The organism is Micromonospora sp. NPDC052213, from assembly GCF_040679695.1.
GTDB lineage: Bacteria > Actinomycetota > Actinomycetes > Mycobacteriales > Micromonosporaceae > Micromonospora.
On sequence record NZ_JBFAVI010000056.1, the window covers coordinates 14,791 to 37,872 of the forward strand.

General features: G+C 72.5%; 22 protein-coding genes. 7 read left to right on the plus strand and 15 right to left on the minus strand.

Going from position 1 to position 23,082, the window contains the following annotated elements:
- Positions 1 to 33: 33 nt before the first annotated feature.
- The 4 genes from AB0L34_RS16035 to rpsD all read left to right on the plus strand — a co-directional run bounded on the left by AB0L34_RS16035 (position 34) and on the right by rpsD (position 4,304).
- Complete coding sequence (locus AB0L34_RS16035; protein ID WP_363705240.1) at positions 34 to 1,299, plus strand: hypothetical protein; 1,266 nt, start codon at positions 34 to 36, stop codon at positions 1,297 to 1,299.
- Entirely contained in the window at positions 1,296 to 2,474 is a 1,179-nt protein-coding gene (locus AB0L34_RS16040) for an aminotransferase class V-fold PLP-dependent enzyme (protein ID WP_363705241.1), read from the plus strand. Before AB0L34_RS16035 ends, AB0L34_RS16040 begins: the two co-directional genes overlap by 4 nt.
- The gene (locus AB0L34_RS16045) at positions 2,471 to 3,502 is read left to right on the plus strand and encodes a methyltransferase (protein WP_363705242.1); all 1,032 of its coding nucleotides are present in this window, start codon (positions 2,471 to 2,473) and stop codon (positions 3,500 to 3,502) included. The genes AB0L34_RS16040 and AB0L34_RS16045 overlap by 4 nt, the downstream gene beginning before the upstream one ends.
- A gap of 205 nt (positions 3,503 to 3,707) precedes the next feature.
- Positions 3,708 to 4,304 carry a 30S ribosomal protein S4 gene (gene rpsD, locus AB0L34_RS16050; protein WP_363705243.1) on the plus strand — a complete coding sequence of 199 codons (597 nt, stop codon included), beginning with the start codon at positions 3,708 to 3,710 and terminating at the stop codon, positions 4,302 to 4,304.
- A gap of 243 nt (positions 4,305 to 4,547) precedes the next feature.
- On the opposite strand, the gene AB0L34_RS16055 is transcribed toward rpsD, so the two are convergent.
- The 4 genes from AB0L34_RS16055 to AB0L34_RS16070 all read right to left on the minus strand — a co-directional run bounded on the left by AB0L34_RS16055 (position 4,548) and on the right by AB0L34_RS16070 (position 8,782).
- Positions 4,548 to 4,943 (minus strand): hypothetical protein, encoded by a 396-nt coding sequence (locus AB0L34_RS16055; protein ID WP_363705244.1) that lies wholly within the window; start codon positions 4,941 to 4,943, stop codon positions 4,548 to 4,550.
- Between the two features lie 76 nt (positions 4,944 to 5,019).
- Positions 5,020 to 5,418, minus strand: a complete 399-nt coding sequence (locus tag AB0L34_RS16060; RefSeq protein WP_363705245.1) for a hypothetical protein — start codon at positions 5,416 to 5,418, stop codon at positions 5,020 to 5,022.
- A gap of 138 nt (positions 5,419 to 5,556) precedes the next feature.
- The gene (locus AB0L34_RS16065; RefSeq protein ID WP_363705246.1) at positions 5,557 to 7,146 is read right to left on the minus strand and encodes a hypothetical protein; all 1,590 of its coding nucleotides are present in this window, start codon (positions 7,144 to 7,146) and stop codon (positions 5,557 to 5,559) included.
- A gap of 229 nt (positions 7,147 to 7,375) precedes the next feature.
- Positions 7,376 to 8,782 carry a PLP-dependent aminotransferase family protein gene (locus AB0L34_RS16070; RefSeq protein ID WP_363705247.1) on the minus strand — a complete coding sequence of 469 codons (1,407 nt, stop codon included), beginning with the start codon at positions 8,780 to 8,782 and terminating at the stop codon, positions 7,376 to 7,378.
- A gap of 25 nt (positions 8,783 to 8,807) precedes the next feature.
- On the opposite strand from AB0L34_RS16070, the gene AB0L34_RS16075 reads away from it, so the two are divergent.
- From AB0L34_RS16075 to AB0L34_RS16085, 3 genes are all read left to right on the plus strand, one after another.
- Complete coding sequence (locus AB0L34_RS16075) at positions 8,808 to 9,788, plus strand: DMT family transporter (RefSeq protein WP_363705248.1); 981 nt, start codon at positions 8,808 to 8,810, stop codon at positions 9,786 to 9,788.
- A gap of 335 nt (positions 9,789 to 10,123) precedes the next feature.
- Positions 10,124 to 11,374 carry an N-acetylmuramoyl-L-alanine amidase gene (locus AB0L34_RS16080; RefSeq protein ID WP_363705249.1) on the plus strand — a complete coding sequence of 417 codons (1,251 nt, stop codon included), beginning with the start codon at positions 10,124 to 10,126 and terminating at the stop codon, positions 11,372 to 11,374.
- Between the two features lie 93 nt (positions 11,375 to 11,467).
- On the plus strand, positions 11,468 to 11,998 hold the full coding sequence (locus AB0L34_RS16085) for an SRPBCC family protein (RefSeq protein WP_363705250.1): 531 nt from the start codon (positions 11,468 to 11,470) through the stop codon (positions 11,996 to 11,998).
- Between the two features lie 113 nt (positions 11,999 to 12,111).
- On the opposite strand, the gene AB0L34_RS16090 is transcribed toward AB0L34_RS16085, so the two are convergent.
- The 11 genes from AB0L34_RS16090 to AB0L34_RS16140 form a co-directional block, all read right to left on the minus strand.
- On the minus strand, positions 12,112 to 13,512 hold the full coding sequence (locus AB0L34_RS16090) for a hypothetical protein (RefSeq protein ID WP_363705251.1): 1,401 nt from the start codon (positions 13,510 to 13,512) through the stop codon (positions 12,112 to 12,114).
- Between the two features lie 235 nt (positions 13,513 to 13,747).
- Entirely contained in the window at positions 13,748 to 14,542 is a 795-nt protein-coding gene (locus tag AB0L34_RS16095; protein ID WP_363705252.1) for an ABC transporter permease, read from the minus strand.
- Positions 14,539 to 15,528: an ATP-binding cassette domain-containing protein gene (locus AB0L34_RS16100; RefSeq protein ID WP_363705253.1), complete on the minus strand. Its 990-nt coding sequence runs from the start codon at positions 15,526 to 15,528 to the stop codon at positions 14,539 to 14,541. Before AB0L34_RS16100 ends, AB0L34_RS16095 begins: the two co-directional genes overlap by 4 nt.
- Positions 15,529 to 15,612: 84 nt before the next feature.
- A complete protein-coding gene (locus AB0L34_RS16105; RefSeq protein WP_350704599.1) occupies positions 15,613 to 15,969 on the minus strand; it encodes a hypothetical protein in 357 nt (118 codons plus the stop codon).
- A gap of 10 nt (positions 15,970 to 15,979) precedes the next feature.
- Positions 15,980 to 16,549, minus strand: coding sequence for a TetR/AcrR family transcriptional regulator (locus AB0L34_RS16110; RefSeq protein WP_363705254.1), 570 nt, complete (start codon positions 16,547 to 16,549; stop codon positions 15,980 to 15,982).
- A 77-nt stretch (positions 16,550 to 16,626) separates the two neighbouring features.
- Positions 16,627 to 18,690 carry a glycogen debranching N-terminal domain-containing protein gene (locus AB0L34_RS16115; protein WP_363705255.1) on the minus strand — a complete coding sequence of 688 codons (2,064 nt, stop codon included), beginning with the start codon at positions 18,688 to 18,690 and terminating at the stop codon, positions 16,627 to 16,629.
- A complete protein-coding gene (locus AB0L34_RS16120; RefSeq protein ID WP_350704605.1) occupies positions 18,687 to 19,064 on the minus strand; it encodes an SCP2 sterol-binding domain-containing protein in 378 nt (125 codons plus the stop codon). Before AB0L34_RS16120 ends, AB0L34_RS16115 begins: the two co-directional genes overlap by 4 nt.
- A 170-nt stretch (positions 19,065 to 19,234) precedes the next feature.
- Positions 19,235 to 20,812, minus strand: coding sequence for a hypothetical protein (locus AB0L34_RS16125; RefSeq protein ID WP_363705256.1), 1,578 nt, complete (start codon positions 20,810 to 20,812; stop codon positions 19,235 to 19,237).
- Positions 20,812 to 21,111 (minus strand): YciI family protein, encoded by a 300-nt coding sequence (locus AB0L34_RS16130; protein WP_363705257.1) that lies wholly within the window; start codon positions 21,109 to 21,111, stop codon positions 20,812 to 20,814. The genes AB0L34_RS16125 and AB0L34_RS16130 overlap by 1 nt, the downstream gene beginning before the upstream one ends.
- The gene (locus AB0L34_RS16135) at positions 21,108 to 22,430 is read right to left on the minus strand and encodes a hypothetical protein (protein ID WP_363705258.1); all 1,323 of its coding nucleotides are present in this window, start codon (positions 22,428 to 22,430) and stop codon (positions 21,108 to 21,110) included. The genes AB0L34_RS16130 and AB0L34_RS16135 overlap by 4 nt, the downstream gene beginning before the upstream one ends.
- Positions 22,431 to 22,470: 40 nt before the next feature.
- Positions 22,471 to 23,082 (minus strand): SDR family oxidoreductase (locus tag AB0L34_RS16140; protein ID WP_363705259.1); only part of this gene is annotated, 612 nt, incomplete at its 5' end.

The window sequence follows — 23,082 nt, forward strand, 5'->3', positions numbered from 1 at the left end:
TGGTGCCGATTCGGAAATGTCGAGGGGCGCTTCGTGCACGAATTGACGACCTGGTTGTCCGGTACGGCCGACCCGCGCACTTTTCCCTACCCGGCGGTGCTGCACGAATTCCATCGGGTCGGCAAACACTTCGTCGAAAAGGAACTCCTCGCCCTGCTCGACGAGACGCGGGCGAGAGTGGCCGGCGCGACGGCGGCCGGCGGCGACGAGGCGCGGCTGTTGAGCGACTTCCTCGACGTGACGCTCGACAAGTGGGACGGCCGCTACGACTACCGCAGCTACCTGGCCCTACGCCTGCTCCGGCTGCCCTGCGGCGCGGACGACCCGCCCCCGGCCGAGGACGACGCCACCTCGCGGCGCGGCCGTGACCAGCTGTTCGTCCGCCTGGTCGCCGACGCGTTGGCCTTCGAGTTGGCCGCCGCCGCCCACACCACCGACCTGCTCCCGCAGCAGCGTCCGGGGCCGCCGGTGGTGACCAAACGCTGCCGCCTCGGCGTCCGGGCCGCCCTGCCCCCGCTGGCCCGCCTCGGCCTGGTCGGAGCGGTCGGCGACGGCGGTCCGACGACCACCGCCGCCGCCGCGCTGCACGCCGTCGCCGCCGACCTCGACGCCGACGGGGATCAAACGCTGCGGCTGAGCATGCTGCCGGTCCACGTGACCCACGACGAATACCTGTTCATCCGGGTGCTCCAGGCGTACGAGTGCCTCTTCGCCGGGGTCGCCGACGAGCTGCGCGCCGCCGTCGCCGCGCTGGCCGGGGCCGCGCCACGTGCGGCGGCCGACCGGCTGGGGTACGCCGGGGACCTGCTCGGCGCCGCCGGCCCGCTCTTCTCGCTGCTGGCCACCATGCAGGCGGAGTCGTTCCGGACGTTCCGGCAGTACACCGAGGGGGCCAGCGCCATCCAGTCCCGCTCCTACAAGCTCGTGGAGTCGCTCTGCCGTACGCCGGAAGGAGACCGGCTGGACTCGGTGGCCTACCGGTCGGTGCCGGAGGTGCGGTCCCTGGTGCGGGCCGGCCAGCCGACGATCGACGAGGCGTACCGGTCGGCCGTGCGGGCGGGCCGGCTCGACGGCGCGGACCGCACGCTGGTGGCGCGGCGGATGGAGACGTTCGCCGGGGCCCTGTTGCAGTGGCGACGCACGCACCACCGGATCGCCACCCGGATGCTCGGTCCCCGCTCCGGGACCGGCTACACGGAGGGCACCCCATATCTGGCGGCGGTCCGCGACGTGCCGGTCTTCACGGCCGGCACCGCCGATTCCCGCCCGGTCGACCCGATTGGAGGCCACACCGCGTGAGCCGATCCCACCCCGCGCCCGGGCCTGACGCGCCCCGGTGCCTCGACGCCGCCGCGCAGGCCGCGCTACGCGCCGAGTTTCCCCTGCTGGAGACCTGTGTCTACCTGAACAACAACTCCACCGGCGCGGTGCCGAGGGGCGCGGAGCGGGTGCTGCACGACTACTGGCAGACGCTGCGCACCTGGCGGGACGACGTGTGGCAGGGCTGGCACGTCGGCCTCGACCGGTACGCCGACTCGGTGGCCGCCCTGATCGGCGCACCGCCGGGCAGCGTGGTCACCGACGCGAACCTGAGCACCCTGCTCGCCCGGGTGGCGTCCTGTTTCGACTACCGCCCGCCGCGCGACCGGGTCGTCACCACCGACCTGGAGTACCCGACGGTGCCGTTCGTCTTCCGGGCGTTCGGCCGCTACGGCGCCCGCCTCGACGTGGTCGGCACCGGCGGTCCCCACCTCGACCAGGAGGCCCTGGAGACGCGCCTCGACGAGCGGACGCTGCTGGTGTGCGTGTCGCACGCCAGCTTCACCTCCGGCGCCACCGTCGACCTGCCCCGCCTCGTCGCCCGCGCCCACGACATCGGCGCGCTGGTGGTGGTGGACGCCTTCCAGACCGTGGGGGTGATGCCGATGGACGTCACCGCCCTCGGTGTCGACGTCGTCCTCGGCGGCGCGCACAAGTGGCTCTGCGGCGTCGGCACCGCCTTCCTCTACGTCCGCCCCGACCTGGTGCCGGAGCTGGCACCGGCCGCCACCGGCTGGCAGGCCGGCGACCGGGCACTGACGTTCCAGCCGTCCACCGGCTGGGCGCCCGACGCCCGGCGGTTCTCCGGCGGCACGCCGTACCCGGTCACCTCCCTGGTCTCCCAGGTCGGCCTGGACCTGCTGGCCGGGATCGGTACCGAGGCCATCCGGCGGCACTCGCTGGCCCTCACCCAGCGGGTCCTGGACCGGGCCGGCGCGGCCGGCATCGCGGTGGTCAGCCCCACCGCGCCGCACCGCCGCGGCGGCGTGGTGTGCCTGGACGTGCCCGACGGCGAGGCGGTGAAGCGGCGGCTGGCCGCCCGTGACCTGATCTGCAGTTGGCGCGGCTACCTGCGCGTCGGTCCGCACGTCTACAACACCCTCGACGAGGTCGACGCGTTCATGGACGCGCTGGAGAAGGAGCTGCACCGGTGACCGTCACCCTCTCGCCGCGGGCGCTGATGAGCCTGCTCGCCAACGGTCCGAAGGCCATGGACGTGCTGGAGACGGCACTCGGCATGGGCCTGCTCGACGCGCTGGAACCCGGGCCGGTCCGTCTCGACGCGCTGGCCACCCGGTTCGGGGTACGCCCGCTACGGCTCTACAAGTTCCTCGACTGCCTGGAGAGCCTGGGCTTCCTGACGCGCGACGAGCCCGACGACGACATCGGCACGACCAGCTACCGGGCCGTGCCGGGGCTGCGCGACGCGGTGGCCGCGGTGGTCGGCCCCGGCGCGGTCGAGCGCGACCGGGACCGCTATCCCTGGCGGCGGCTGCACGGCCGGCTGTCCGAGAGCCTGCGCGGCCAGGTCAGCATCGGCGACGACGACTTCGCCTGGCCGCCGAAGACCGACGCGCAGACCGCCGACTTCGAGCGCAGCATGGCCGTCGGGCTGGGGCCGGTGATCGAGGCGGTACGGCGGCACGCCGATCTGCTGTGGCCGGACCGGCGCCGCCTGCTGGAGGTGGGCGGTGGCGACGGGACGCTCGCCGCGCACGTCCTCGACACCGCGCCGGGCCTGCGGGCCGACGTCTACAACCTGCCGGCGGTGGCGCCGTTGGTGGCGGCCACCCGGGTCGCGCGGGGGCACACCGAGCGGCTGGGGTTCGTCGGCGGCGACTTCCTGACCGAGCCGCTGCCCAAGGCGTACGACGCGATGTCGTTCGTGCGGGTGCTGCACGACTGGCCGAACGAGGTGGCCCGTCACCTGGTGGAGCAGGCGTACGCAGCGCTGGAGCCGGGAGGGCTGCTGCTGATCTGCGAGGAGTTCCGCACCCCGGACCGGCTGGCGATGCAGTTCTTCTGGAGCTACTTCCTGATCGGCGTGGACAGCTGCGTCAGCCGGCTGCGCGAGGCGGAGTTCTACACCAAGCTGCTCGCGGAGGTCGGCTTCGAGCGGGTGGCGGTGCTGCCCGGCACCTGGGAGCTGGTTGTCGCGTACAAGCCGACCCCGGCCGGCTGACCGGCCCCGCCCCGGCCGCGCCTTTCGCCCTTCTCCGTCGCCTTGCGGCCCGGTCGAACAGCAAGGTCGGCCTCGTCGCGCCTGACCGCAGGGCCGTCCCTGGTCTCGACGCGCCGCTGCGCGGGGCGGATCACCCGGACCGGGTGGGGCGGGCTCACCCCGGTGCGGGACAGAGTGGGTGACCCACGACAGCCAGGGAGGCACCATGACGCTCCGCTCCAAGGTCAACATCGCGCCGACCGACGACGTGCCGCTGAAGCCGGCGCATGGCTACCGACTGCGCCGGCAGCGGCATCCGATCGGTGTCCGGGGCGGGCCGCGCCGAGCCCCGCGCGGCTACCGACTGCCCGACGCGGAGCGGCGGCAGATCCGGGCCGCGTACGACCTGCGGGAGCGGCAACTGGTCCGGGCCCTGGTGACGGCCGCCGGGCAGCCCGGCGACGCGGCGGAGAACCTGGCCGGGCAGTTGGAGCAACGACTGGACGCGCTGGTACACCGCGCCGGCTTCGCCCGCACCGTCGGCGAGGCCCGCAGCCTGGTCGAGCACAACACGTTCACCCTGGACGGCGGCAAGGTCAACCGCCCCTCGTACCTGGTCCAGCCGGGGCAGATCATCCAGGTACGCCCGGAGCGGCAGTGCCCCACGCCGGCCGTGGTCGCCGCAGGCGGGTTCCGCGACGTCGAGGCCCCGCCGTACCTGGAGGTTCGGCCGGAGGAATTCACCGCGACATTGACCCGGGAGCCGCGCCGGCAGGAGGTGCCCGACCTGCGCGACGTCCCGCTCACCGTCCGGTCCGGCTAGGCAGGTATCGGGTTGTGATCAACGGCGCGGCATTTCGGCCACCTTGCCGTGCGACACCCGCACCGGCGGCGCGCGGAGTTCTCCACCAAGCTGCTCGCGGGGTCGGCTTCGAGCGGGTGGCGGTGCTGCCCGGCGCATGGGAGCTGGTGGTCGCGTACAAGCCGACCCGGCCGGCTGACCGGTGCCCCGCTCCCCCCTGTTCCGGAGAGCGGGGGCAGTTCCCGGTCGGTGGTGCCACCGCGCCTAACAGTGCCCGACGGAGGTCTGGTTGTAGACGTAGGACGAGTGGACCAGCCACCTGCCCGCCAGTGGGACACTCCGCACGAGGAACCAGCGGGTGCTCGGGTAGTTGCCGTCGAAGTTGGCGGCGTCGAACCAGCACGACATGGAGACCGGGTAGCCGTTGTTCAGCCACACGTTGGCTCCCGGGGTGCAGGCGCCGTCCCAGCACCTCACGAGGACCTGGCTGCCCTTGGTGTTGTGGACGCAGGAGACCGGGCTGCACGGAGCTGCGCTGGCCGGTGCACCCGGAATCAGGATCGACGCGACCAGGACGGCGACGACGCCGACGATCCGGTGGATCGTCCTCGGGGCGCCCGGCTTCCGCTGCTCGGCTCGCGTCGGTGTCGGCATGACCATGAGAAGTCCCTTCTATCCCAGGCAGTTGGTGGAGGAAGCGGCACACGTGCCGCTGTCGTCGTACGGGTGCCGGAAGTCAGTTCCAGCTCGAGCACCAGGGAACGAACGCCTGGATCGGTACCTGCGCGGCGCTGACCCAGCCGGTCTTCCAGCCGGCGGTGGTGTTCGCGGTGACCTTGAACCAACGGTTCGTGGCCGGCTCTCCGGCCCACTCGCCGTCGCGCCAGCACCAGGTCCGGTCCCACTGGTCGCCCACCACCGACCCCATGACGCCGTTGGGGCCGGCGCCGTCGGGGCACTGGATCTGCCGGACCGACCCGCAGACGCGGACGTTCGTGTGGTTGAGGACGTAGCTGAGGTCACCGGCGGCGGCCTGTGCCGGCTGGGGCACGGCGAGACCGGCGAGACCGGCGGCCGCGACCGCGGTGAGCGCGGCGGCGAGCCGGCGAGGTCGGATGATCAGGTTTGCGCGCATCGCTCCACCGTCCTGTCCGGTGTCGGGGTACCGGCCTCCTGGCCGGTGCCTGCTTGACGGTAGAAGTCGACGCGGGCCCGCGACGGCGGTCTTGCAGCCGCCACCGCCGGCTGCAAGTGGGTTGGACCCTGGTGGGATTCAGCGCGACGCGCTGCGGCGGACGTACGCCGGCCGGTCCAACCACCAGGACGCCGAGCGGCGGGCCGTCGCCGGGAGCCGCGGGTCGGTGGCCAACTCCCGGAGCAGGTCGTCACGGCCGTTGATGCCCAGCGAGTAGATGATCGCCTCCAGCACCGGCCGGTCTCCTCCGGTGCCGTCCGGCGGGCCCGCCAGCCGCGCGGCGGCGTGTTCGACCACCGTACGGGCGACCCCGTCGCCGAGGTGCCCGACGGCGTGGGCAGCGGAGACCCGCACCGCCGTCGGGACGCCGTCGGCGATCGCCAGCCGTTCGACCAGCGGCTGTTGGCGCCGGTCGCCGAGGATCCGCAACGAATCCAGGATCGCCTCGGCGAGGGCGGGGTCGTGACGGAGCCGGCCGCCGCCGAGTTCGTTGGCGAGGGCGGCCGCGAGCGCGGCGCGATAGGGGGTGGCGGCGACCAGGAAGCGGGTGTAGAGGCGGACGTCGGGCGACGGGTGGAACAACGTGTCCTCGACCAGGACGGGAAGAATCGGATCGGCGCGGAGCACCTGGTCGTGGGTCGCTTCCGCGCTGGCCGCGTACGCGATCCGGGCGGCGAGGGTCTGCTGCCGCGACAGGGTGTCGGGCGGGGTCGTAACCGGGGTGCGGTGACGGGCCAGGAACTGGCGGTACCGGCGGTCGCGGTCGAGCGGAAGTCCTGCGGCGAGTTGGGCGGCCAGGTGCGCGGTGTCGCGGTCCGCAAGCAGGTCGACGACCAGGGGGACGAGGTCGGCGACCTGCTCCTCGGTGAAGTGCCCGACGGTGAGCTTGCGCATCGCGGCGAGGAGAGCGCCTACTCTGGCCCGCTGGTGGGTCGGGTCCCGCAGTTGCGCGAAGACGTGGCGGGCGGCGTCCGGGTGTCCGGTCGCCTCGAGGGCGCACACCGTCTCGATGAACACCTGGTTCTCGCGGTCTCGGGCGAGGCTGGCGCAACTGTCGATGGCGGCTTGGCAGCCGACGGGGTGGGCCAGCAGGCGGTTGAGCGCCTCGTGCCGTTGCAGCCAGTCGACGCCGTCGGACATGACCATCTCCGCGACCAGCCGGTCGGTGATCGTCGACCAGCTCGCCGACGGCACGAGCCGGATGCGGGGGTCGGCGACGAGGGCGGCGGTGAGGTCGTCCCACTGCCCACCGGTGAGCGGCGCCGCGGCGACAGCCAGGTCGAGCAGGTTGTCGAGACCCTCGGACGGGTCGTCGGGGAGGGTGTCCCGGCAGAGGGTGAGCCGCAGCGGCTCGGCGGCCGCGACGTACCGGTAGAGGTTGTCCAGCGGGGCGACGAGGGTGTTCGGCGGCAGGAGCAGCAGTTCCTCGTAGCGGCGGACGGCGGCATGGGGCACCGGGGTGAAGCCCGACTCCCAGCGGGACACCCGGCTCTCGCTGACCGGGCCGTGCGGCCACGATCCGCCGCCGAAGGCTGGAGCGAAGCGGGACGCCCGGCGCAGGTCGGTGATCGGCGAGAGCACCCGGTTGGTGCGGAGGAGCCATCCGACCGTGGGCGCGAGGCCGGTACGGCGGACCAGTCCGCCCGACACGAGCGGTGGCCGCCGCATTCACCCACTGTAGTTTCCGCAACCCGGCGACGGCTGTCGGCCAGACGACTGGCGCGGTCGGCCCTCGCCCGCCGCTGCGGTCCAGCCCGGACACGCGGCTCGCTCCCCGGCCGGACGGCGTCGCCGTGTTCGCGGTGCACGACGCTGGACCGGCCGTGAGGATGCTCGAGGAGTCCTGCCGAGGTGGACCGACAGTGGGCCTGGGAACGGGATCGTCGGCCGGGGCGCGTCAGACAGATGCCGTTCCGCTCGCCAGCGCACGGGAGAGCCTGCGGACGGCCTCGTCCATGAGGTCGGGTGGCGCGGCCGCGTAGGTGAGGCGCAGGTGCGGGGCCGGGGGTTCGGCGGCGTACCACGGCCGCCCGGGGAAGACCACGACGCCCTCGTGGGCCGCGGCGGCGGCCAGCGTGACGTCGTCGGTGCCGTCGGGCAGGCGGGCCCACAGGTGCAGGCCGCCCCGCGGAACCACCTGCGGGGCGAGTGATGGCAGGTGCCGCCGCAGCGCGGACAGCAGTGCCGCGCGCCGCGCCTGCAACGCGACGCGCACGGTGCGGCGGTGACGCGCCCAGGCCGGGGAGGTGACGAACTCGATCGTGGCCTGCTGCAGGGGGCCGGCGACGAAGAAGTCGTCGAGCAGCCGGCCTGCCCGCAGGCGGGCGCCGGCCGGGCCACGGGCGCCGATCGCCGCGACGCGGAGCCCGGGCGCGGCGGACTTGGTCAGGGAGCGCAGGTAGACGACGTGTCCGTCGGGGTCGTCGGCGGCCAGTGGAGGTGTGGCCTCGCCGTCGATGGCGAGGTCCCGGGCGTAGTCGTCCTCGATCAGGAACGCCCCGGCGTCGCGTACGGCGGCGGAGACCTCGGCGCGGCGGTGGGCCGCCAGGGTCGCGCCGGTGGGGTTGGCGTACAGCGGCTGGCAGTAGAACAACCGCGCGCCGGTGCGGGTGAACGCGGCGGCCAGTTGGTCCGGCCGTACGCCGTCGGCGTCGGCGGGGACGGGCACCACCCGCAGTCCGGCGGCGCGGGCCGTGGCCAGCGCGCCCAGGTAGGTCGGCGACTCGACGAGCAGGGTGTCACCGGGGGTGGCGAGCGCGCGGAGCGCGGAGGACAGTGCGGCCTGCCCGCCCGGGCAGATCACCATGTCGCCGGCGCTCAGCCCGCCTCCGGCGTCGCGGGCGAACCAGGCGCGCAGGTCCTCGCGGCCCTCGGCCGGGCCGCGTTGCCACGACGCGGGCTGTCGGGCGGCTCGGGCCAGCGCGGCACCGAGCGCGGCGGCCGGTTGGAGATCCGGGTCCAGGTAGCCGCCGGACAGCGGTATCGCGTCCGACGGTGGTAGCGCCAGTAACGCCTGCATGTCCTCCTCGCCGGGTGGGCGGGGGCCGAGCGCCACGGTCTGCCAGGACAGGTCCGACCCGGGCTGCCGCGGGGGCGCGGCGGCAACGAACGTGCCCCGCCCTGATCGCGCCTCGACCAGTCCCTGCGCGGTGAGCTGCCGGATCGCCTCGGTGACCGTCACCGGGGAGGCCTGGTGGCGCGCGGTGAGCTCGCGTACCGACGGCAGCCGGTCCCCCGGGTCGGCCCTGGCGACGAGCGCGCGCAGATCTTGGACGACGCGCTCGACTGCGTTACCGTTGCCCATGAAGGGTAAGAGTAGCGCTACTGCCGTGAGCGCGGTAACAGCGGATCGCACCGTCGGGCTCGCCCTCGGAGCGCTGGGCGTGCTGGCCTTCAGCATGTCGCTGCCCATGACCCGCGTCGCCGTGCAGGAGCTGGACCCCTGGTTCGTCGCCTTCGGCCGCGCCGTCGGCGCGGCGCTGCTGGCATGGGCGTACCTGAGATCCACCGGCGCGCCGCGGCCCAGCCGAGGTCAGTGGCGGCGCCTGTCGATCGTCGCGCTCGGTGTCGTCGTCGGCTTTCCGTTGTTCACCTCGCTGGCCCTGACGACGCAGACCTCCGCGCACGGCGCGGTCGTCGTCGCCGTGCTGCCTGCCATGACCGCGATGTTCGCGGTGCTGCGCGCCGGAGAGCGTCCGCCGCCGCTGTTCTGGGTCGCGAGCATCGGCGGGCTGCTGGCGGTCCTGGCGTTCCTCATCGTCAGCGGCGCGGTCAGCGGCGCCCTGTCCCTCGCGGATCTGTACCTGCTCACGGCGGTCGTGCTGTGCGGCCTGGGATACGCCGAGGGCGGTGCGCTCGCCCGCGAACTGGGCGGTGCCCGCACGATCTGCTGGGCACTGCTGCTGTCGCTGCCCGTCACCCTGCCCGTCACGGCCGTGACCGCCACGGTCCACCGGCCGCACGCCGGCGCCGTCGCCTGGGCAGCGTTCGGTTACCTCACCGCGGTCTCCATGTTCCTGGGCTTCTTCGCCTGGTACGCGGGCCTCGCCCGCGGAGGCATCGCGCAGGTCGGACAGATCCAGCTCGCCCAGCCCGTCCTCACCCTGACCTGGTCGGCGCTGCTGGTCGGCGAGGCCGTCGCCCCTGCCTCGGTCGCCGCGGCGTTCGTGGTGCTCGCCTGCGTCGTCCTGACCCAGCGCTTCCGCACCGGAACCCGAACCGCTGCTCCGTCGCCGACGGGCGAGCCGGGCGGTTCCGGCGCGAGACCCGTCGCGGCGTCGGCAGCCCACCCGTCGCCGGATCCGTCCTGATGCGCACCGGCGCCACCCGGCGCGCCCGGCGGGCGGCGCGCGCGGGCCGGCCGGGCGCCCCGCCGATGAAGGATTCCGCCGTTGCGAAAGCCCGGCACCGCAAACCGTTTACACCGCCACCGGCCGCGAGGTATGTTACGGCCCATCCATCGAGCTCCGTCTATCACAAATCGATGCACTGGGGGTGGAAGGTGACTGGTCGACGCGCCTCACGGCGTACGCACGGGCTACTCGGCGCCATGCTCGCCGCGGCTCTGGTCCTGTCCGGTGAGTCAGTCCTGGCGGCTTCGCCGGCATCAGCCGCCCCGGACCGGGGCTCGGCCGCATCAAGTCGGTTGGCCACCGCGTTCGACACCGCCGCACGACGGTACGACGTTCCCCGCGATCTGCTCCTCGCCCTCGGCCACGCCGAGACGCGACTCGACGGGCATGGCGGCAGACCGAGCGCGGCGGGCGGCTACGGCCTCATGCACCTGGTCAGCAACCCGAACCTGCACACCTTGGACGAGGCGGCCCGGCTGACCGGGCTCGACCGGGACACGCTGCGCGCCGACCCGACCGCGAACGTCGCCGGGGCCGCCGCCGTCCTACGCTCCTACGCCGACCAGGCCGGCCTGACCGCCGTCGAGCGCCAGGACGTCAACACGTGGTACGGCTCGGTCGCGCGCTACGGCGGGGCAAGCACCCCGGCGCTCGCCCGGCTCTACGCCGACGCCGTCTACGACCTGCTCCGAACCGGCTTCGAGACGGCACCGCCCGAAGCGTTGGCCGTTCCCGGCCGTCCGGTCGCGCCGCAGCGGGGCGCGCTCGCCGAGGCGGCGGGCGGGGTCGGAACCCTCAGCACCGACTACGGACCGGCCGCGTGGGCGCCGGCCAGCCCCAGCAACTACACCGTGGCCAGCCGGCCCGGCAGCCACCCCGTCAGGTACGTCGTCATCCACATCACGCAGGGCAGCTACGCCGGATCGATCAGCTGGTTCCAGAACCCGGCCGCCAAGGTCAGCGCGCACTACACGTTCCGCTCGTCCGACGGGGCGGTCACCCAGTCCGTACGCGAGAAGGACATCGCCTGGCACGCCGGCAACTGGACCTACAACACCCAGTCCATCGGCATCGAACACGAAGGCTACGTCGACAACCCCGCCTGGTTCACCGACGCGATGTACCGGGCGTCCGCGGCCCTGACCCGCAACCTGGCCAACAAGTACGGCATCCCCAAGGACCGGGCACACATCATCGGCCACAACGAGGTGCCGGGGGCCACCCACACCGACCCGGGCCCACACTGGAACTGGACCTACTACATGGAGTTGGTGAACGGGAAGACCGGCATCGGCTCCGGCACCGTGAACACCGGAGGGGCCGGCCTCAACGTCCGCTCGGGACCCGGCTCCGGCTACGCCATCGTCGGATCCGTCGCCGACGGCGCGACGGTCAGCATCTACTGCCAGGCCGTCGGCACCACCGTCACCGGCACCTACGGCACCACCAACGTCTGGAACCGGATCGGCACCAACAGGTACGTCTCGGACGCCTACGTCCTGACCGGCCACGACGGCTTCATCCCCAACGTGCCACGGTGCTGACCGCCCCTGCACCGAACCCGGGCGAAGCGGGCCCCGCCGACGGTCAACGCGGTGAGAGGATCTGGTAAGCCGAAGGACACAAGGGAGGATGCCGTGCGCTACGTCGATGGCCCGACGGTGGAGTGTGACCTGCACCTGGCGGCCGATCCGGCCCGGGTGTGGGAACTGGTCACCGACATCGAGCTGCCCACGCGGTTCAGTACGGAGCTGCGCCGGGTCCGATGGCTCGACGGCAGCCGGGGGCCGGCGCTCGGCGCCCGGTTCGAGGGGCACAACCACCATCCCGCGCTGGGCGAGTGGCGGACCATCTCGCACGTCGTGCGGTTCGACGAGCCGCAGGTCTTCGGCTGGGTGGTGCTCGACCCGGACAACCGCTTCGGTGGCGGCCCCGCCGACCTGCGGCACCCCGCCGCCACCTGGCAGTTCCGGCTCACGCCCGAGGATGACGGCTGCCGGCTGGTCCAGTCGGTGCGGATCGGCCCCGGCCGCAGCGGGGTGAGCCTGGTCATCGACCGGGCACCCGAGAACGAGGAGCAGATCATCGAGAACCGCCGGACCGCCCTGCGGGAGGCCATGACCGCCACCTTGCAGGGCATCCGGGGCCTCGCCGAGCAGCCACGCTGACCATTCCGACGGCGCGGCCCGGCCACCACCGGGTTCGCGCCTTCGGCCACGTCGAGCAACACCGCAGGTTTGGTGGGCGGGCCACACCGGTGGTGCGGCGGGTACGGCCCGCCCTACGGCACCGGGAAGTCCAGGTGCGAATTCCGGTCGGGACGAGCACGGACCACGTCCATGACCTGCGCCGCCACAGCGGAGGGGCGGCGGTCCCGGAGATCCAGGACGTTGCCGGAGACACTCACCCGGTTGGCCACGAGCAGCCGCATGATCGCCAGCAGGGCGTCGAACCGGCCGGTCAGGTCGAACCGGCGACCGTCGGGTCCGATCACGACGGCCGGGCTCGCCCCCACGGCGAGGGTGGTGCGCGCCCAGTCGATCTCGTACGACCGGCGGTCGGGGCCGACCCGCACGACGAGCTGCCTCGTGCGGTGCAGCAGCGCGAGGTAGGTCATCGGCACCGTCAGTTTCTTCCCGAGGTCGATCGGGGCGGTGCCGTCGGCGGGGAAGACGCGCAGGACGGTCTCCAGCACCGGGCCGGCGTACTGGAAGGTCGTCGTGCCCCGCAGTTCCAGGAACCGGCCACGGACGAGGCGCCCGCCGTGGCGGGCCCACCGGCGGTCCACGCCACCGAACGCCCCTTTCTCCGCGGGCAGACGGTCGACCACCCACCTGGCCTGCCCGTCCGGCACCGGCTCGGGCACCGGCCACCCGCCGGCGGCCCGCTCGACCAGGCTCTGGAGCTGCGTCGCCACGGCGGGCTCGACGCGGCGCAGGTCGATCGTGTCGCCGTCCATGGTGATCCGGCCCGCGGTCCCGGTCCCGGTGATCCGCCACAGCTCCAGGAGGAGATCCGGGCGACCGGTCAGCTCGACGTGCCGCCCGTCGAGGCCGAGGAGCCTGCACGTCCTGGCGCCCGACAGCAGGGCGCTGCGCGGCCAGTCGATGCCGAACTCCTCGGGGATGTCGGGGTGGACGACGGCGACGAGTCGCCCCGCGGTGACGGCTGCCAGGCACAGGGACGGCACCCGCCACGTGTGCGTCGACTCGAACGGCTCGCCGCCGTCAGGGTGGACCCGCAGCCTGAGCCGGATGCGCGGCTTCGGCTCGTCGGGGTCGAGGTCGCCGCCGTAGGACTGGTACGTCGCCTCCCAGTCGTCGCCGTACGACACGAGTGTCGCCTCGCGCACCTCGGCCGTGGCAAGCCGGCCGCCCTGGATGGGGATCCGGGCGCGGGGGGTCCACATGGCGAGGGTGTGATCGTCCCACTGGTCCGCCGTGGACACGCGGTCGCGGTCGGTGATGACCGGGTGGTGCCTGCGGGTGAAGAGAAGGGCGCTGACGGCTATCGCGAGGGTGAACCCCAGCCCGGCGAGGAGGAAGGCCAGCGGGACGCCCCGTTCGCCCTCGCCGGCATCGGTGACGCCCAGGGCGCCGCAGACGAGCAGGACCGGCCCCGCCACCCCTAGGACGGTGAAGAGCACGAGGTTGCCGACGAACGTACGGGCGAAACTCCGCACCAACCCCTCCTTGGCTGACGTCGGTCCTTGATGCCACCGTTCCCGACGCGACTGTGGCGGACCAGTTCCAAGACGGTACAAGGCTGGCGCCTGCCGACGGCAGACCGAGAGCGGCGCGGGGTTTCGACGTCGACGGCTGGCTGGACCAGCGGGGCGTGCGCCGGCCCACCTGACCGGGAAAGCCCGGGGTGCCGACCCGGCGCACGCCTTGTGCTCGTCCGGTCGTCCGCCCCGGTCAGACGACGTCCCTGCGTAGGGGCAGGACGATAGCCAGTAGTGCGGCGGCGAGCGCGTAGGCGATCAGCAGCCCGGCGCCGGCATGCGGGGAGAGGAGTTGCGGTGCGGCTCCGGTCGTGTCGCTCGCCACCTGGGTGAGCGCGGTGAAGTTGGTCAGCGCGGCGGTGGCACCGCCGGGCAGGAACGGGTAAGCCGTGTTCACCCCGGGAATGAAGAGCAGCAGGTTCTCGCCCATGTAGAGGTACGCGCCCAAGCCGGCCAACGCGAGCACCTGGTTGCGGACCAGCGCGCCGATGCCCACGCCCAGTACCGTGTAGGCCGCCATCGCCACGACCAGGCGCAGCAGCAGACTGACGACGACATCGAGTGGTGCGCCGGTGGGGATGTCCCGGACAGCCGTCCCGGCGTAGAGCGCGATGCCGGCCGCGATCGTGGTGATCAGCCCATAGGCCACCCCGGCGACGAGGTAGACGAGGAGTTTCGCGGCCAGCACGCTCCAGCGTCGAGGTGCGAACAGAAACGTGGCCGATATGGTCCGGTGCCGGTACTCGGAGGTGACCGCTGTCGCGCCGAACAGCGCAGGGACGATCACTCCGAGCCCGGCGAGGCCGAGTACCGCCCGGATGCCGGCCTCGGTGTCCAGTCCGGGCAGTGGTGGATTGACGTTCTCGGGGCCGACGATGGTGAGCAGCCCGACGAGGCCGCCGCCGAAGACGACCGCCGCGGCCACCGCCCAGATCCAGAGGCGGGTAGCGAACAGCCGGCGGAACTCGGCTCGGACGAGGTGGCTCATCGGGTGGTCCTCTTTTCCCCGGTCAACTGCAGAAATGCCTGCTCCAGGTCGGTGCGGCACGGAGTCAGTCCGTACACGCGCAGGCCCGCGCCCGCTGCGGTGTCTGCGACCCTTTCGGCGCTGAGGCCATGGACTCGGAGGGTGCCCGGACCGGTGTTCTCGATCCGGGGCGGGCGACCATCGGTCGTCCCGGCATCGGCCAGTCTCGCGGCGAGGAGGTCGGCGTCCGGAGACCGGACCACGACGGCGGGAACGGTCACCGCAGCGAGTTCGTCGAGGGTGCCTTCGGCCATCAGGCGCCCGCCGCTGATCACGACCACGCCGTCCACCATCTGTTCCACCTCGCTGAGCACGTGGCTGGAGACCAGGACGGTGCGCCCCTCGTCGGCGAGTTGGCGTAGGAACCGGCGTAGCCAGGCGATCCCCCCGGGGTCGAGCCCGTTGGTCGGCTCGTCCAGAAGCAGCACGGGAGCGTTGCCGAGTAGGGCCGTGGCGAGGGCGAGCCGCTGGCGCATGCCGGTGGAGAATTCGCCGGTCTTCCGGCCCGCGAAACCGGACATGTCCAGGGCCTCGATGACCTCGTCCGCGCGTCGTACCGGCAGCCCGGCCATGTCGCAGTAGATCCGCAGGTGGTCCCGGGCGCTGGTTCCGGGATGACAGCTTGACGCGTCCAGGGCCGCGCCGACGGTACGAGCCGGCTGCGGCAGTTCGACGTACCGTCGGCCACCGATGAGCGCGTCGCCGGAGGTGGGCCGAATCAATCCCAGGATCATTCGCAGGGTGGTCGACTTCCCGGCGCCGTTCGGGCCGAGGAAACCGGTGACCCGCCCGGGCTCCACGGTGAAGCTCAGGTCGGTGACCGCCGGGACGGCACCGAACCGCTTGGTGAGGTTGCGCACCTGCACCCGCACGCCGTCGGACGTCTTCGTGATGCTGGTGAGCGGTTTGTCGTGGTCACTGGGAACCAGCCTTTGGATCTTGGGCATGAGGCATCGCCGTTCGAGGTGGGGTGAAAAAGGGACCGGTGGCCGCCGGAGCGGCCACCGGCCGGGAAGCGACGGACGGACTGGTCAGGGCGTCCGCGTGGCCTCTTCGATGAGCCGAACCGTGGCGTGGGGGTCGCTGACCTGGACGACGAGGCGGCTGTAGCGTTCGTCGGTCAGTTCGATGACGACGGCCTTCGCTGGATCGCGGACGTCCCAGAACACCCGCTCGCCGTCGTGGTGGAAGGTGCCCGCGACGATGACCCCGGGGAGGTGGGCTCCCGGCGCTCGCAGGCCCTTCGGCTCCTTGACGATCCCCGGGTCGGCGGTCGCGCCCCTGACGTTGACCAGCGGGATGGTGAGCCGGCTCTTCAGTGCCCAGAGCTTGTCCATGCCTTCGATCTCCACGACGAGGGCCTCGCCGTCGACGTAAACACGTGCCATGTCTTTCTCCTCAGATCTCGTGCTGGCTGAGCTGGTCGGCCACTGCCGCGCCGGCTTCGGTGGTTTGCGTATCGGACGCGCCGGCCCTGGCCCGCAGGCGCAGACCCAGCACGGTGGCGGTCAGCGCGGTGGTCAGTGCCTCGACGCGAGCGGTTCCGTCGGCGCCCGGATGGTCGGCGATCAGGACGCGACCGAGGGCCTCGTCCATCTCCCGCAGGCACTCGGCGACCACTTCGGCGACCTCGGGATCGACCGGGGCGCGCTCGACCGCGGCCCTCAGGAGCAGGTCGAAGCCGGGTTTCGCCGCGTCGGTGGCGAGTACGCGATGCATCGCCTCGGTGATGTCGCCAGCCGCCGCGACGGCCGTGACGAGTGGTCGCACCTGGTGCTCCACGTGCCAGCGCAGCGCCCTGGTGTAGAGCCCGCCCTTGCTGCCGAAGGTCTTGTACAGGCTGTTGCGATGGACGCCGAGGCTGGCCACCAGGTCGTCGACGGACGTGCCGTCGTATCCCCGCTCGGCGAAAACTCCTATCGCCGCCTGGACAGCTTGATCCTCGTCGAACCCACGTGGTCTCCCCATGTCAGCCACAGTAGCGGGTTTAGGAACGATCAGTCAAGAACGATCGTTCCTAAATTCCGTGGGCCCTGTTCCGCCCCCTACCGTCGAGCCCTGGCGCGACGCCGGCTGTCGACCCCGCTGCGGCCGAACGCGTCGGCGCGCCCCCAACGGCCCGGGATGTCGAGCAGTTCGATCCGGCCGATCGCGGCCGGCAGGGCGGGGTCGACCGCGAGGTGGTCCTCGTGCGGATTGAGGCCGAGCATCGTACGGAGGAACAGCAGGGTCGCTCCGGCCGACCAGCCCTGCGGGCTGCAGGCGGTGGGGTATTCGACGGGGTACTTGGTCAGGGGCCGCTCGTAGCCGGCGAACGCTTCGGGCAGCCGCCCACCGAAGTACTGCGACGCGTCGATGACCGCCTCGGCGATCTGGCCGGCCTCGGTGCGGAAGCCGTAGCGCCACAGGCCCCACGCGATGATCGAATTGTCGAACGGCCAGACCGTGCCGACGTGGTAGCCGACCGGGTTGTACCGCGCCGCGGTGTCGGCCAGGGTGCGGACGCCCCACCCGGAGAACATGCTCGGCCCGAGGAGGTGCTGGGCGATCTTCTGGGCCCGGTCCGGTTCGACGATGCCGCTCCACAGCAGGTGCCCCATGTTGGACGACATGGCGTCGACCGGCTTGCCGTCGGTGTCGAGGGCGAGCGCGTAGTACTCCCCCTCCTCGATCCAGAAGTCGCGGTTGAAACGCCGTTTGAGGTCGGCCGCCTCGGCTTCCAGCCGGTCGGCGTAGGCGGGGTCGTTCCAGAAGTGCCGGGCCAGACGGGCGCCGCGCAGCTTCGCGTCGTAGGCGTACCCCTGCAGCTCACAGGTCGCGCGTGGCAGTCCGGGCAGCCGGCCGTCCCGGTAGGAGACGGCATCCCAGGAGTCCTTCCAGCACTGGTTCTCCAGGCCGTTCACGGTGTTTCGCCGCTGGTACGACACGTAGCCGTTGCCGAGGATGTCGCCGTACTCGTCGATCCAGTTCAGCGCCGCGCGGGCCTCGAGCTCCAACTGTTGCACCAGGCTGGCGTCCCCGCTCCACCGCTCGTACTCGTCGAGCAGGATCACGTACAGGGGGGTGGAGTCCGCCGATCCGTAGTAGGGGCTGTGCGGCTGCTCCTCGAACGCCGCCGATTCGCCGTAGCGGAACTCGTGCGCGATCTTCCCGGGTTCCTCGTCGCGGTAGTCGTCCAGCTTGCTGCCCTGCTGGAAGGCGAGGTCACGGAGGACCGTCGAGGCGAGTTCCGGCACGAACGGCAGCGTCTGCAGGCTGATGAAGATGCTGTCGCGGCCGAAGATGGTCATGAACCAGGGCAGCCCCGCGGCCGGCAACCGCCGGGGGAAGGCGAGCGGCGAGTACCGCATCGCGGCCAGGTCGGTGAGGCTGCGCTCGTACGCCGTCTGCAGGGACCGGTGGTCGCACACCAGCTGTGGTGTCTGGATGAGGAAGTCGTCGAGGTCCTGCCGCAGCTGCGGCTTCGCCCGCCCCTGGTGGGCATCCAGGCTGGCCCGGATGTCGAGGCCCCGCGCGCCGCGCACGATCGGGTAGACGTGCAGCTCCGTGCTCCACCTGCCGCGCGGTGCGATCCGGAGGTCGAAGGTCATCCCCGTTTCGTCGACGCGCGCCGGCGAAGTGCTCGAAATGATCGTCTCACGGTGGAAGGTGCCTCGTTCGTAACGGAACCGCAGATGACCGTCCTCGACGCTCGTCAGAGTCTTCCCGGTCTTCTGCCGCACGTCCTTGATCTCGAACAGGTCGGCGAAGTCGGTGGCCATCTCCACCCGCAACGTGAGGTGCCGTTCCTCGGTGTCGTGGTTGAGTACCGTCAACTGTTCGCTGAACTCCCGGCAGATCTGCTGCTGCCGGATGACCGAGACCTTCGCGTCGACGTAGTGGGTCGGCTCGCCGGGTACGAGGAAGTAGCGGGTCTCGAAGTACTGCAGGTCGTCCCGGGACAGGGCGTTGAGCGGTTCGCCGTCGACGGTCAGCACCCAGGTCGACAGGAACCGGGTGTCGAACGAGAAGAGCCCGGTGGGAAAGGTCGGCGACGGGTGCAGGTCGCCACGTTCGTCGCTGACGACGAACGTGTTGCCGTCCAGGATGCTGACGCCTCGTTCGCTCATGAGCCCTGTCCTCCTGCCCGGGCGAAGTCACGCGGGTGGTGGGCGCCCTCGGGGCCGGGCAGCAGCCGCTCGAACGACGACAGGAGCGCCAGGTCGCCCTCGACGTTGATCTCGTTGCGCATCAGCGCCGCGTAGAGCTGCGCCCGGCCCTGGACCAGCCGGTCGAAGAGCGTCTGGTGGCCCCGGATCACCAGGTCCGGCCGCTGGTCCTGGCGCGACACCTGGGTCGTGCCGTCGCACAACGTAACGAACCAGACATCTGCTCCCGTATCGCGTTCGACTTCCAGCCGGATCGTGCCCCGGGCCTTCATCGTGATCGGCGTGGCCGGGCGCCGGCCCAGCCGGCCGAGATAGTCGGCGGTCGGGTCCCCCATCAGAAACCTCCTTCCGACACCCCCGCGAGCCGCACTGTTCGTACAGCCTGGAACGCCCGGTGGTGAGCGGCCGTCACCCGAAGCGGGTGAAATTCGCCGGCGGTGTACCCGCCGCGCAGCGGGGGCCGGTCGTCCGGCCGCACCGCTGCTTCCGGGCGGGAGCTGGCAGGTCAGCCGGCGGAGTGGGCGTGACGGGCCGCGCGCTCGGCCAGCCACAGCCACCGACGCTGCACGTCACCGCTGGTGGCGGCGACCATCGCCAGGGCGTCGCCGCGGACCGCGCCGAGGGCGTCCGCCGTCGCCGTGGGGTCGTCCAGCGCGGCCGCGCCGGCGCGGAACGCCTCGGCCTCGGCCGCGCCGCCGAACCGCGGTGCCACCTCCGCGCGCCAGAAGTCCGCCCAGGCCAGGTCCGGGTTCCAGGTGAAGCGCGCGTACGCCAGGTAGCTGATCTCGTTGGTCGGGTGGTACGCCGACGCCTCGGCGAAGATCGTCAGGCCGCGCATGCCCGCCCCGGCGGCCCGGGTCGCCATGTCGGCGTACAGGTCGGGCACCCAGGAGTGCCGCTGCCGGTTCCACTGGGAGCCGGCGTGGGTGCGCAGCACGTTGGTGGTGTGCGGAAGCCCGTCGACGTGGTCGGCGGTGAGCCGGTCCCGGTTGTCGTGCCAGAAACCCCGGTTGACGCAGTACTGGTAGGCCACGTCGTCGGGCAGGTCGGCCAGCGGCTTCTGGGCCTCCAGGTCGAAGATGTTGTCCCAGTAGACCTCGACGAGGTGCCGCAGCGGCACCCCCGCCGGCCCGGTGCGGCGGGCGGTCTCGAGCAGGGTCGGGTAGACCGACCGCATGGCCTCGTACGACCAGGAGGTGCGCTCGCCGCCGGTGCGGGCCGCGCACCTGGCGCAGGCGCAGCTGCCGTAGTCGCCGGTCTCGAAGTTGACGCCGCCGACGGGGAGGGTGTCCAGCAGCCAGTCGACCGCCTCCCGGTGCCACGCCAGGTTGTCCGGCTGGGACGGGCAGGCGGCCATCATGTACTCGCTGGCCGGAAAGTGCAGGTCGCCGAAGTCGTCGATGTCGAACCCGACCTTCTTCGGCAGCTCGGCGGCCAGGTCGGGGCGCTGCCGCAGCCAGGTGGCGAGGTTGTAGCGGTGCCGGCCGTCGAAGTAGATGCCGCCGTAGGCGTTGACGCCGATCCCGGCGATGATCCGTACGCCTCGGGCGTTGGCGTACTCGCACAGCTCGCGGGCCGCCTCGACGCCGCCGTGGGCGTCGCGCAGCAGCCCGTACACCACGATGCCGCCGATCCGCTCCCGGCTGCAGAAGTCGACCAGCCGCCGGTAGTCGGCGCCAAACGCGTCGGCGGGCTTGGCGTACGGGTTCAGCGCGCCGATCTCCTGCTGGCCGAGCTGCCGAAGGTCCCAGTTGGTGGAGTGGTCCCAGGTCCACAGGTTGCGCAGCGGCAGCCGAGGCGCGCCCTCCCGGACGCCCACCGGCACGCCGGCCGGGGTGGCCAGGGCGAGCAGCTCCCGCGCGGCGTAGACCAGGCCGGCGAAGGGGTCGCCGCTGAGCCGGATCTCGCCCTGCTCGGGCACCTCGATCCGGTAGCCGCCCTCGGGCCGCGCCGGGTCGGCCTCGAAGCGGACCGGCACCCCCTCGGGTGTCTCTCCCCACGCCTCGCCCAACAGCCGGGCCGCGTAGGGCGCGGATGCGGCGCCCTGCACCCGGACTCCGGCGATCTGGCGGTACTGCGACATCATGACCTCCCGAGGGACTGCGGGGTGGCGGCGAGGTAGTCGACCACCTCGATGCCGGTCCACACCCGGTGCTGCCAGTACGGATCCTGTTCGACACGGTTGCGGGCGGCGGTGGCGTCGGCGGCCCGCAGGACGAGGACGGAAGCGCCGAGGTCGGCCCGGGCCCCGGCGAGCAGGGCGGTGCCGTCGGCGAGCAGGGCCTCGACGTGGGCGAGGTGGGCCTGTCGGTGCGGTTCCCGGCGGGTGGCGGCGTCCGCGGCGAAGGTGGCCGTGACCAGGAAGGTCCGTTCGAACCTCACGCCTCACCGCCGATGGCCTCGAGCAGCCGCCGCATCGCCACCCGGTAGACCGTCTGCGGCCGGCCCGCGCCGGTGCTGACGTGCACGCCGACCTCCTCGGCGAAGCCGGCGGCCCGCAGCGACTTGAGCAGTCGGCGCGCCGAGCGCGCCTCCACCCCGTAGGCGTCGGCCAGGGCCCGCGCGGTCACCTGGTTCGGGTCCATCTGGTGCAGCGCGTCCAGCAACCGGCGGGTCGACAGCGGCCCGAGGCGGAGCTGTTCGGAGATCCGCAGGACCTCGGGGGCGGTCTCGCGGAGCCGTTGTTTCACCGGGCTCTCCCGGCTGGAGTAGATCTGCCCGTCGGGGAAGACGACGTGGGTGTCGCCGCTGCCGCGGCCGAGTGCCAGCGCCTTGCGGGCGTTGTCCTCGGCGGCGGCGATGGTGGTGCCGGCACCGAAGCCGACCGTGTGCTCGACGTCGACGCCGCGGAGGGTCAGCAGGGAGGCGTGGCCGGCCCGGTGCCGGGCGATGGCGCTCTCGACGGTGCCGCGGGTCGTCGTGATGAGCAGCGTCCGGTCGTCGATCGTGCCCAGCCTGCCCCGCATCCGCTCGGCGTGTTCGAGCAACGCCTCGCGCAGCCGTAGCCGCTCCCGTTCCATCTGGTACGGGTCCTGCTGGCGGCTGGCGGGCTCGGTCAGCTCGATCATCATCACCGCGATCTGGGTGGCGCGGGACTGTCGTACCTCCGCGGCGAGCCACGCCCGGCGCAGGGCGTCCCGCACGGAGGCGCGGGTGTGTTCCACCCGCCAGACGGGCACCCCGCTGTCGGCCAGGTCGCGGTGCACCGCGCCGAGGCAGGTCAGGCACGCCTCGACCGCGCCGGAGGCGTACCGCTCGCGGTGGAAGGCGGTGATCTCGTCAAGGCCGGAGAAGAGCAGGCCGGACGAGTCCGCGATGGGCAGGATCTCGGTCGGCGGGATCAGGTCGATGTCGTGGTACGTCTCGCGGACGATGTCGGCCTCGATGGTGTCCACGCTCACCGTGGGCAGCCGTCCGCCGCTCGCCAGCAGCATCCGTGACAGTGTCCGGTAGAGGTCGATGCCGGCGTGCGGCATGTAGTCGATCTCGGCGCGCAGGTCGCCGGCGGCGGCGGCGAACGCGTACGGGATGCGCCCGGTGAAGAGCAGCACCTGGCACAGCTCGTCGAGTTCGCGGGCCAGCTCGAGGGCCTGTTCCGGCCGGGTGTACGTGCGGGCCGTCAGGTCCGTGGCCCGGCCCTCGCCCGCGGCGACCTCCTGCACGAGCCGGATCGAGTCCTCCGGACCGATGATGCCGATCACCTTGCCACCTCCACGTCGTCGCCGGTCTCGGGCGGGCTGCTCAGCGGGTGTGGACGGTGCCGACCACACCGTCGCTGACCGGCGACGCCAACAGGACCAGCGCGGACGCCACGTCCTCCGGACGGCCCAGGGCCGCCTCGATCTCCGCGACCCGGCCGGCGTCGGTCCCGTTGGTCCGCGCCTCGTCCAGCGACCGTCGCATCAGCGGCGTGTCGATGTCGCCGGGGCACAGCGTGTGTACGCGGATCCCCTGTGGACGGAGCTGTCGGTCCAATGTGAGCGCCAGGCCGTGCAGCCCACCCTTGCTCGCGCCGTAGGGTACCGAGCCGGAGCCGTTCTGCACGCCCGCCCTGGAGCCCACCAGCACGAGGACACCGGCGCCCGGGGTGAGGTGCCGTACCGCGTGCTTGGCGACGAGGAACGGCCCGGTCAGGTTGACCGCGATGACCTGCGCCCACAGCTCGGCGGTGACCTCCCGGACGTCGAGGCCCTGGCCGCGCATGACGCCCGCCACGTGCAGCACGGCGTCGATCCCGCCCCACTCGGCGGCGACGTCGTCGAGCGCGGCGGCGACCTCGGCCTCGACGGTCACGTCGACCCGGCGGGCGCTGGCGCTCGCCCCGGTGCGCCGGGCCGCGTCGGCGGCCCCGGC

Bases quoted from the DNA above. Each gene is read 5' to 3' on its own strand.
- rpsD (WP_363705243.1), top strand. From the start codon at position 3,708: ATGACGCTCCGCTCCAAGGTCAACATCGCGCCGACCGACGACGTGCCG.
- AB0L34_RS16055 (WP_363705244.1), bottom strand. From the start codon at position 4,943: ATGGTCATGCCGACACCGACGCGAGCCGAGCAGCGGAAGCCGGGCGCC.
- AB0L34_RS16060 (WP_363705245.1), bottom strand. From the start codon at position 5,418: ATGCGCGCAAACCTGATCATCCGACCTCGCCGGCTCGCCGCCGCGCTC.
- AB0L34_RS16065 (WP_363705246.1), bottom strand. From the start codon at position 7,146: ATGCGGCGGCCACCGCTCGTGTCGGGCGGACTGGTCCGCCGTACCGGC.
- AB0L34_RS16070 (WP_363705247.1), bottom strand. From the start codon at position 8,782: ATGGGCAACGGTAACGCAGTCGAGCGCGTCGTCCAAGATCTGCGCGCG.
- AB0L34_RS16095 (WP_363705252.1), bottom strand. From the start codon at position 14,542: ATGAGCCACCTCGTCCGAGCCGAGTTCCGCCGGCTGTTCGCTACCCGC.
- AB0L34_RS16100 (WP_363705253.1), bottom strand. From the start codon at position 15,528: ATGCCCAAGATCCAAAGGCTGGTTCCCAGTGACCACGACAAACCGCTC.
- AB0L34_RS16105 (WP_350704599.1), bottom strand. From the start codon at position 15,969: ATGGCACGTGTTTACGTCGACGGCGAGGCCCTCGTCGTGGAGATCGAA.
- AB0L34_RS16110 (WP_363705254.1), bottom strand. From the start codon at position 16,549: ATGGGGAGACCACGTGGGTTCGACGAGGATCAAGCTGTCCAGGCGGCG.
- AB0L34_RS16115 (WP_363705255.1), bottom strand. From the start codon at position 18,690: ATGAGCGAACGAGGCGTCAGCATCCTGGACGGCAACACGTTCGTCGTC.
- AB0L34_RS16120 (WP_350704605.1), bottom strand. From the start codon at position 19,064: ATGGGGGACCCGACCGCCGACTATCTCGGCCGGCTGGGCCGGCGCCCG.
- AB0L34_RS16125 (WP_363705256.1), bottom strand. From the start codon at position 20,812: ATGTCGCAGTACCGCCAGATCGCCGGAGTCCGGGTGCAGGGCGCCGCA.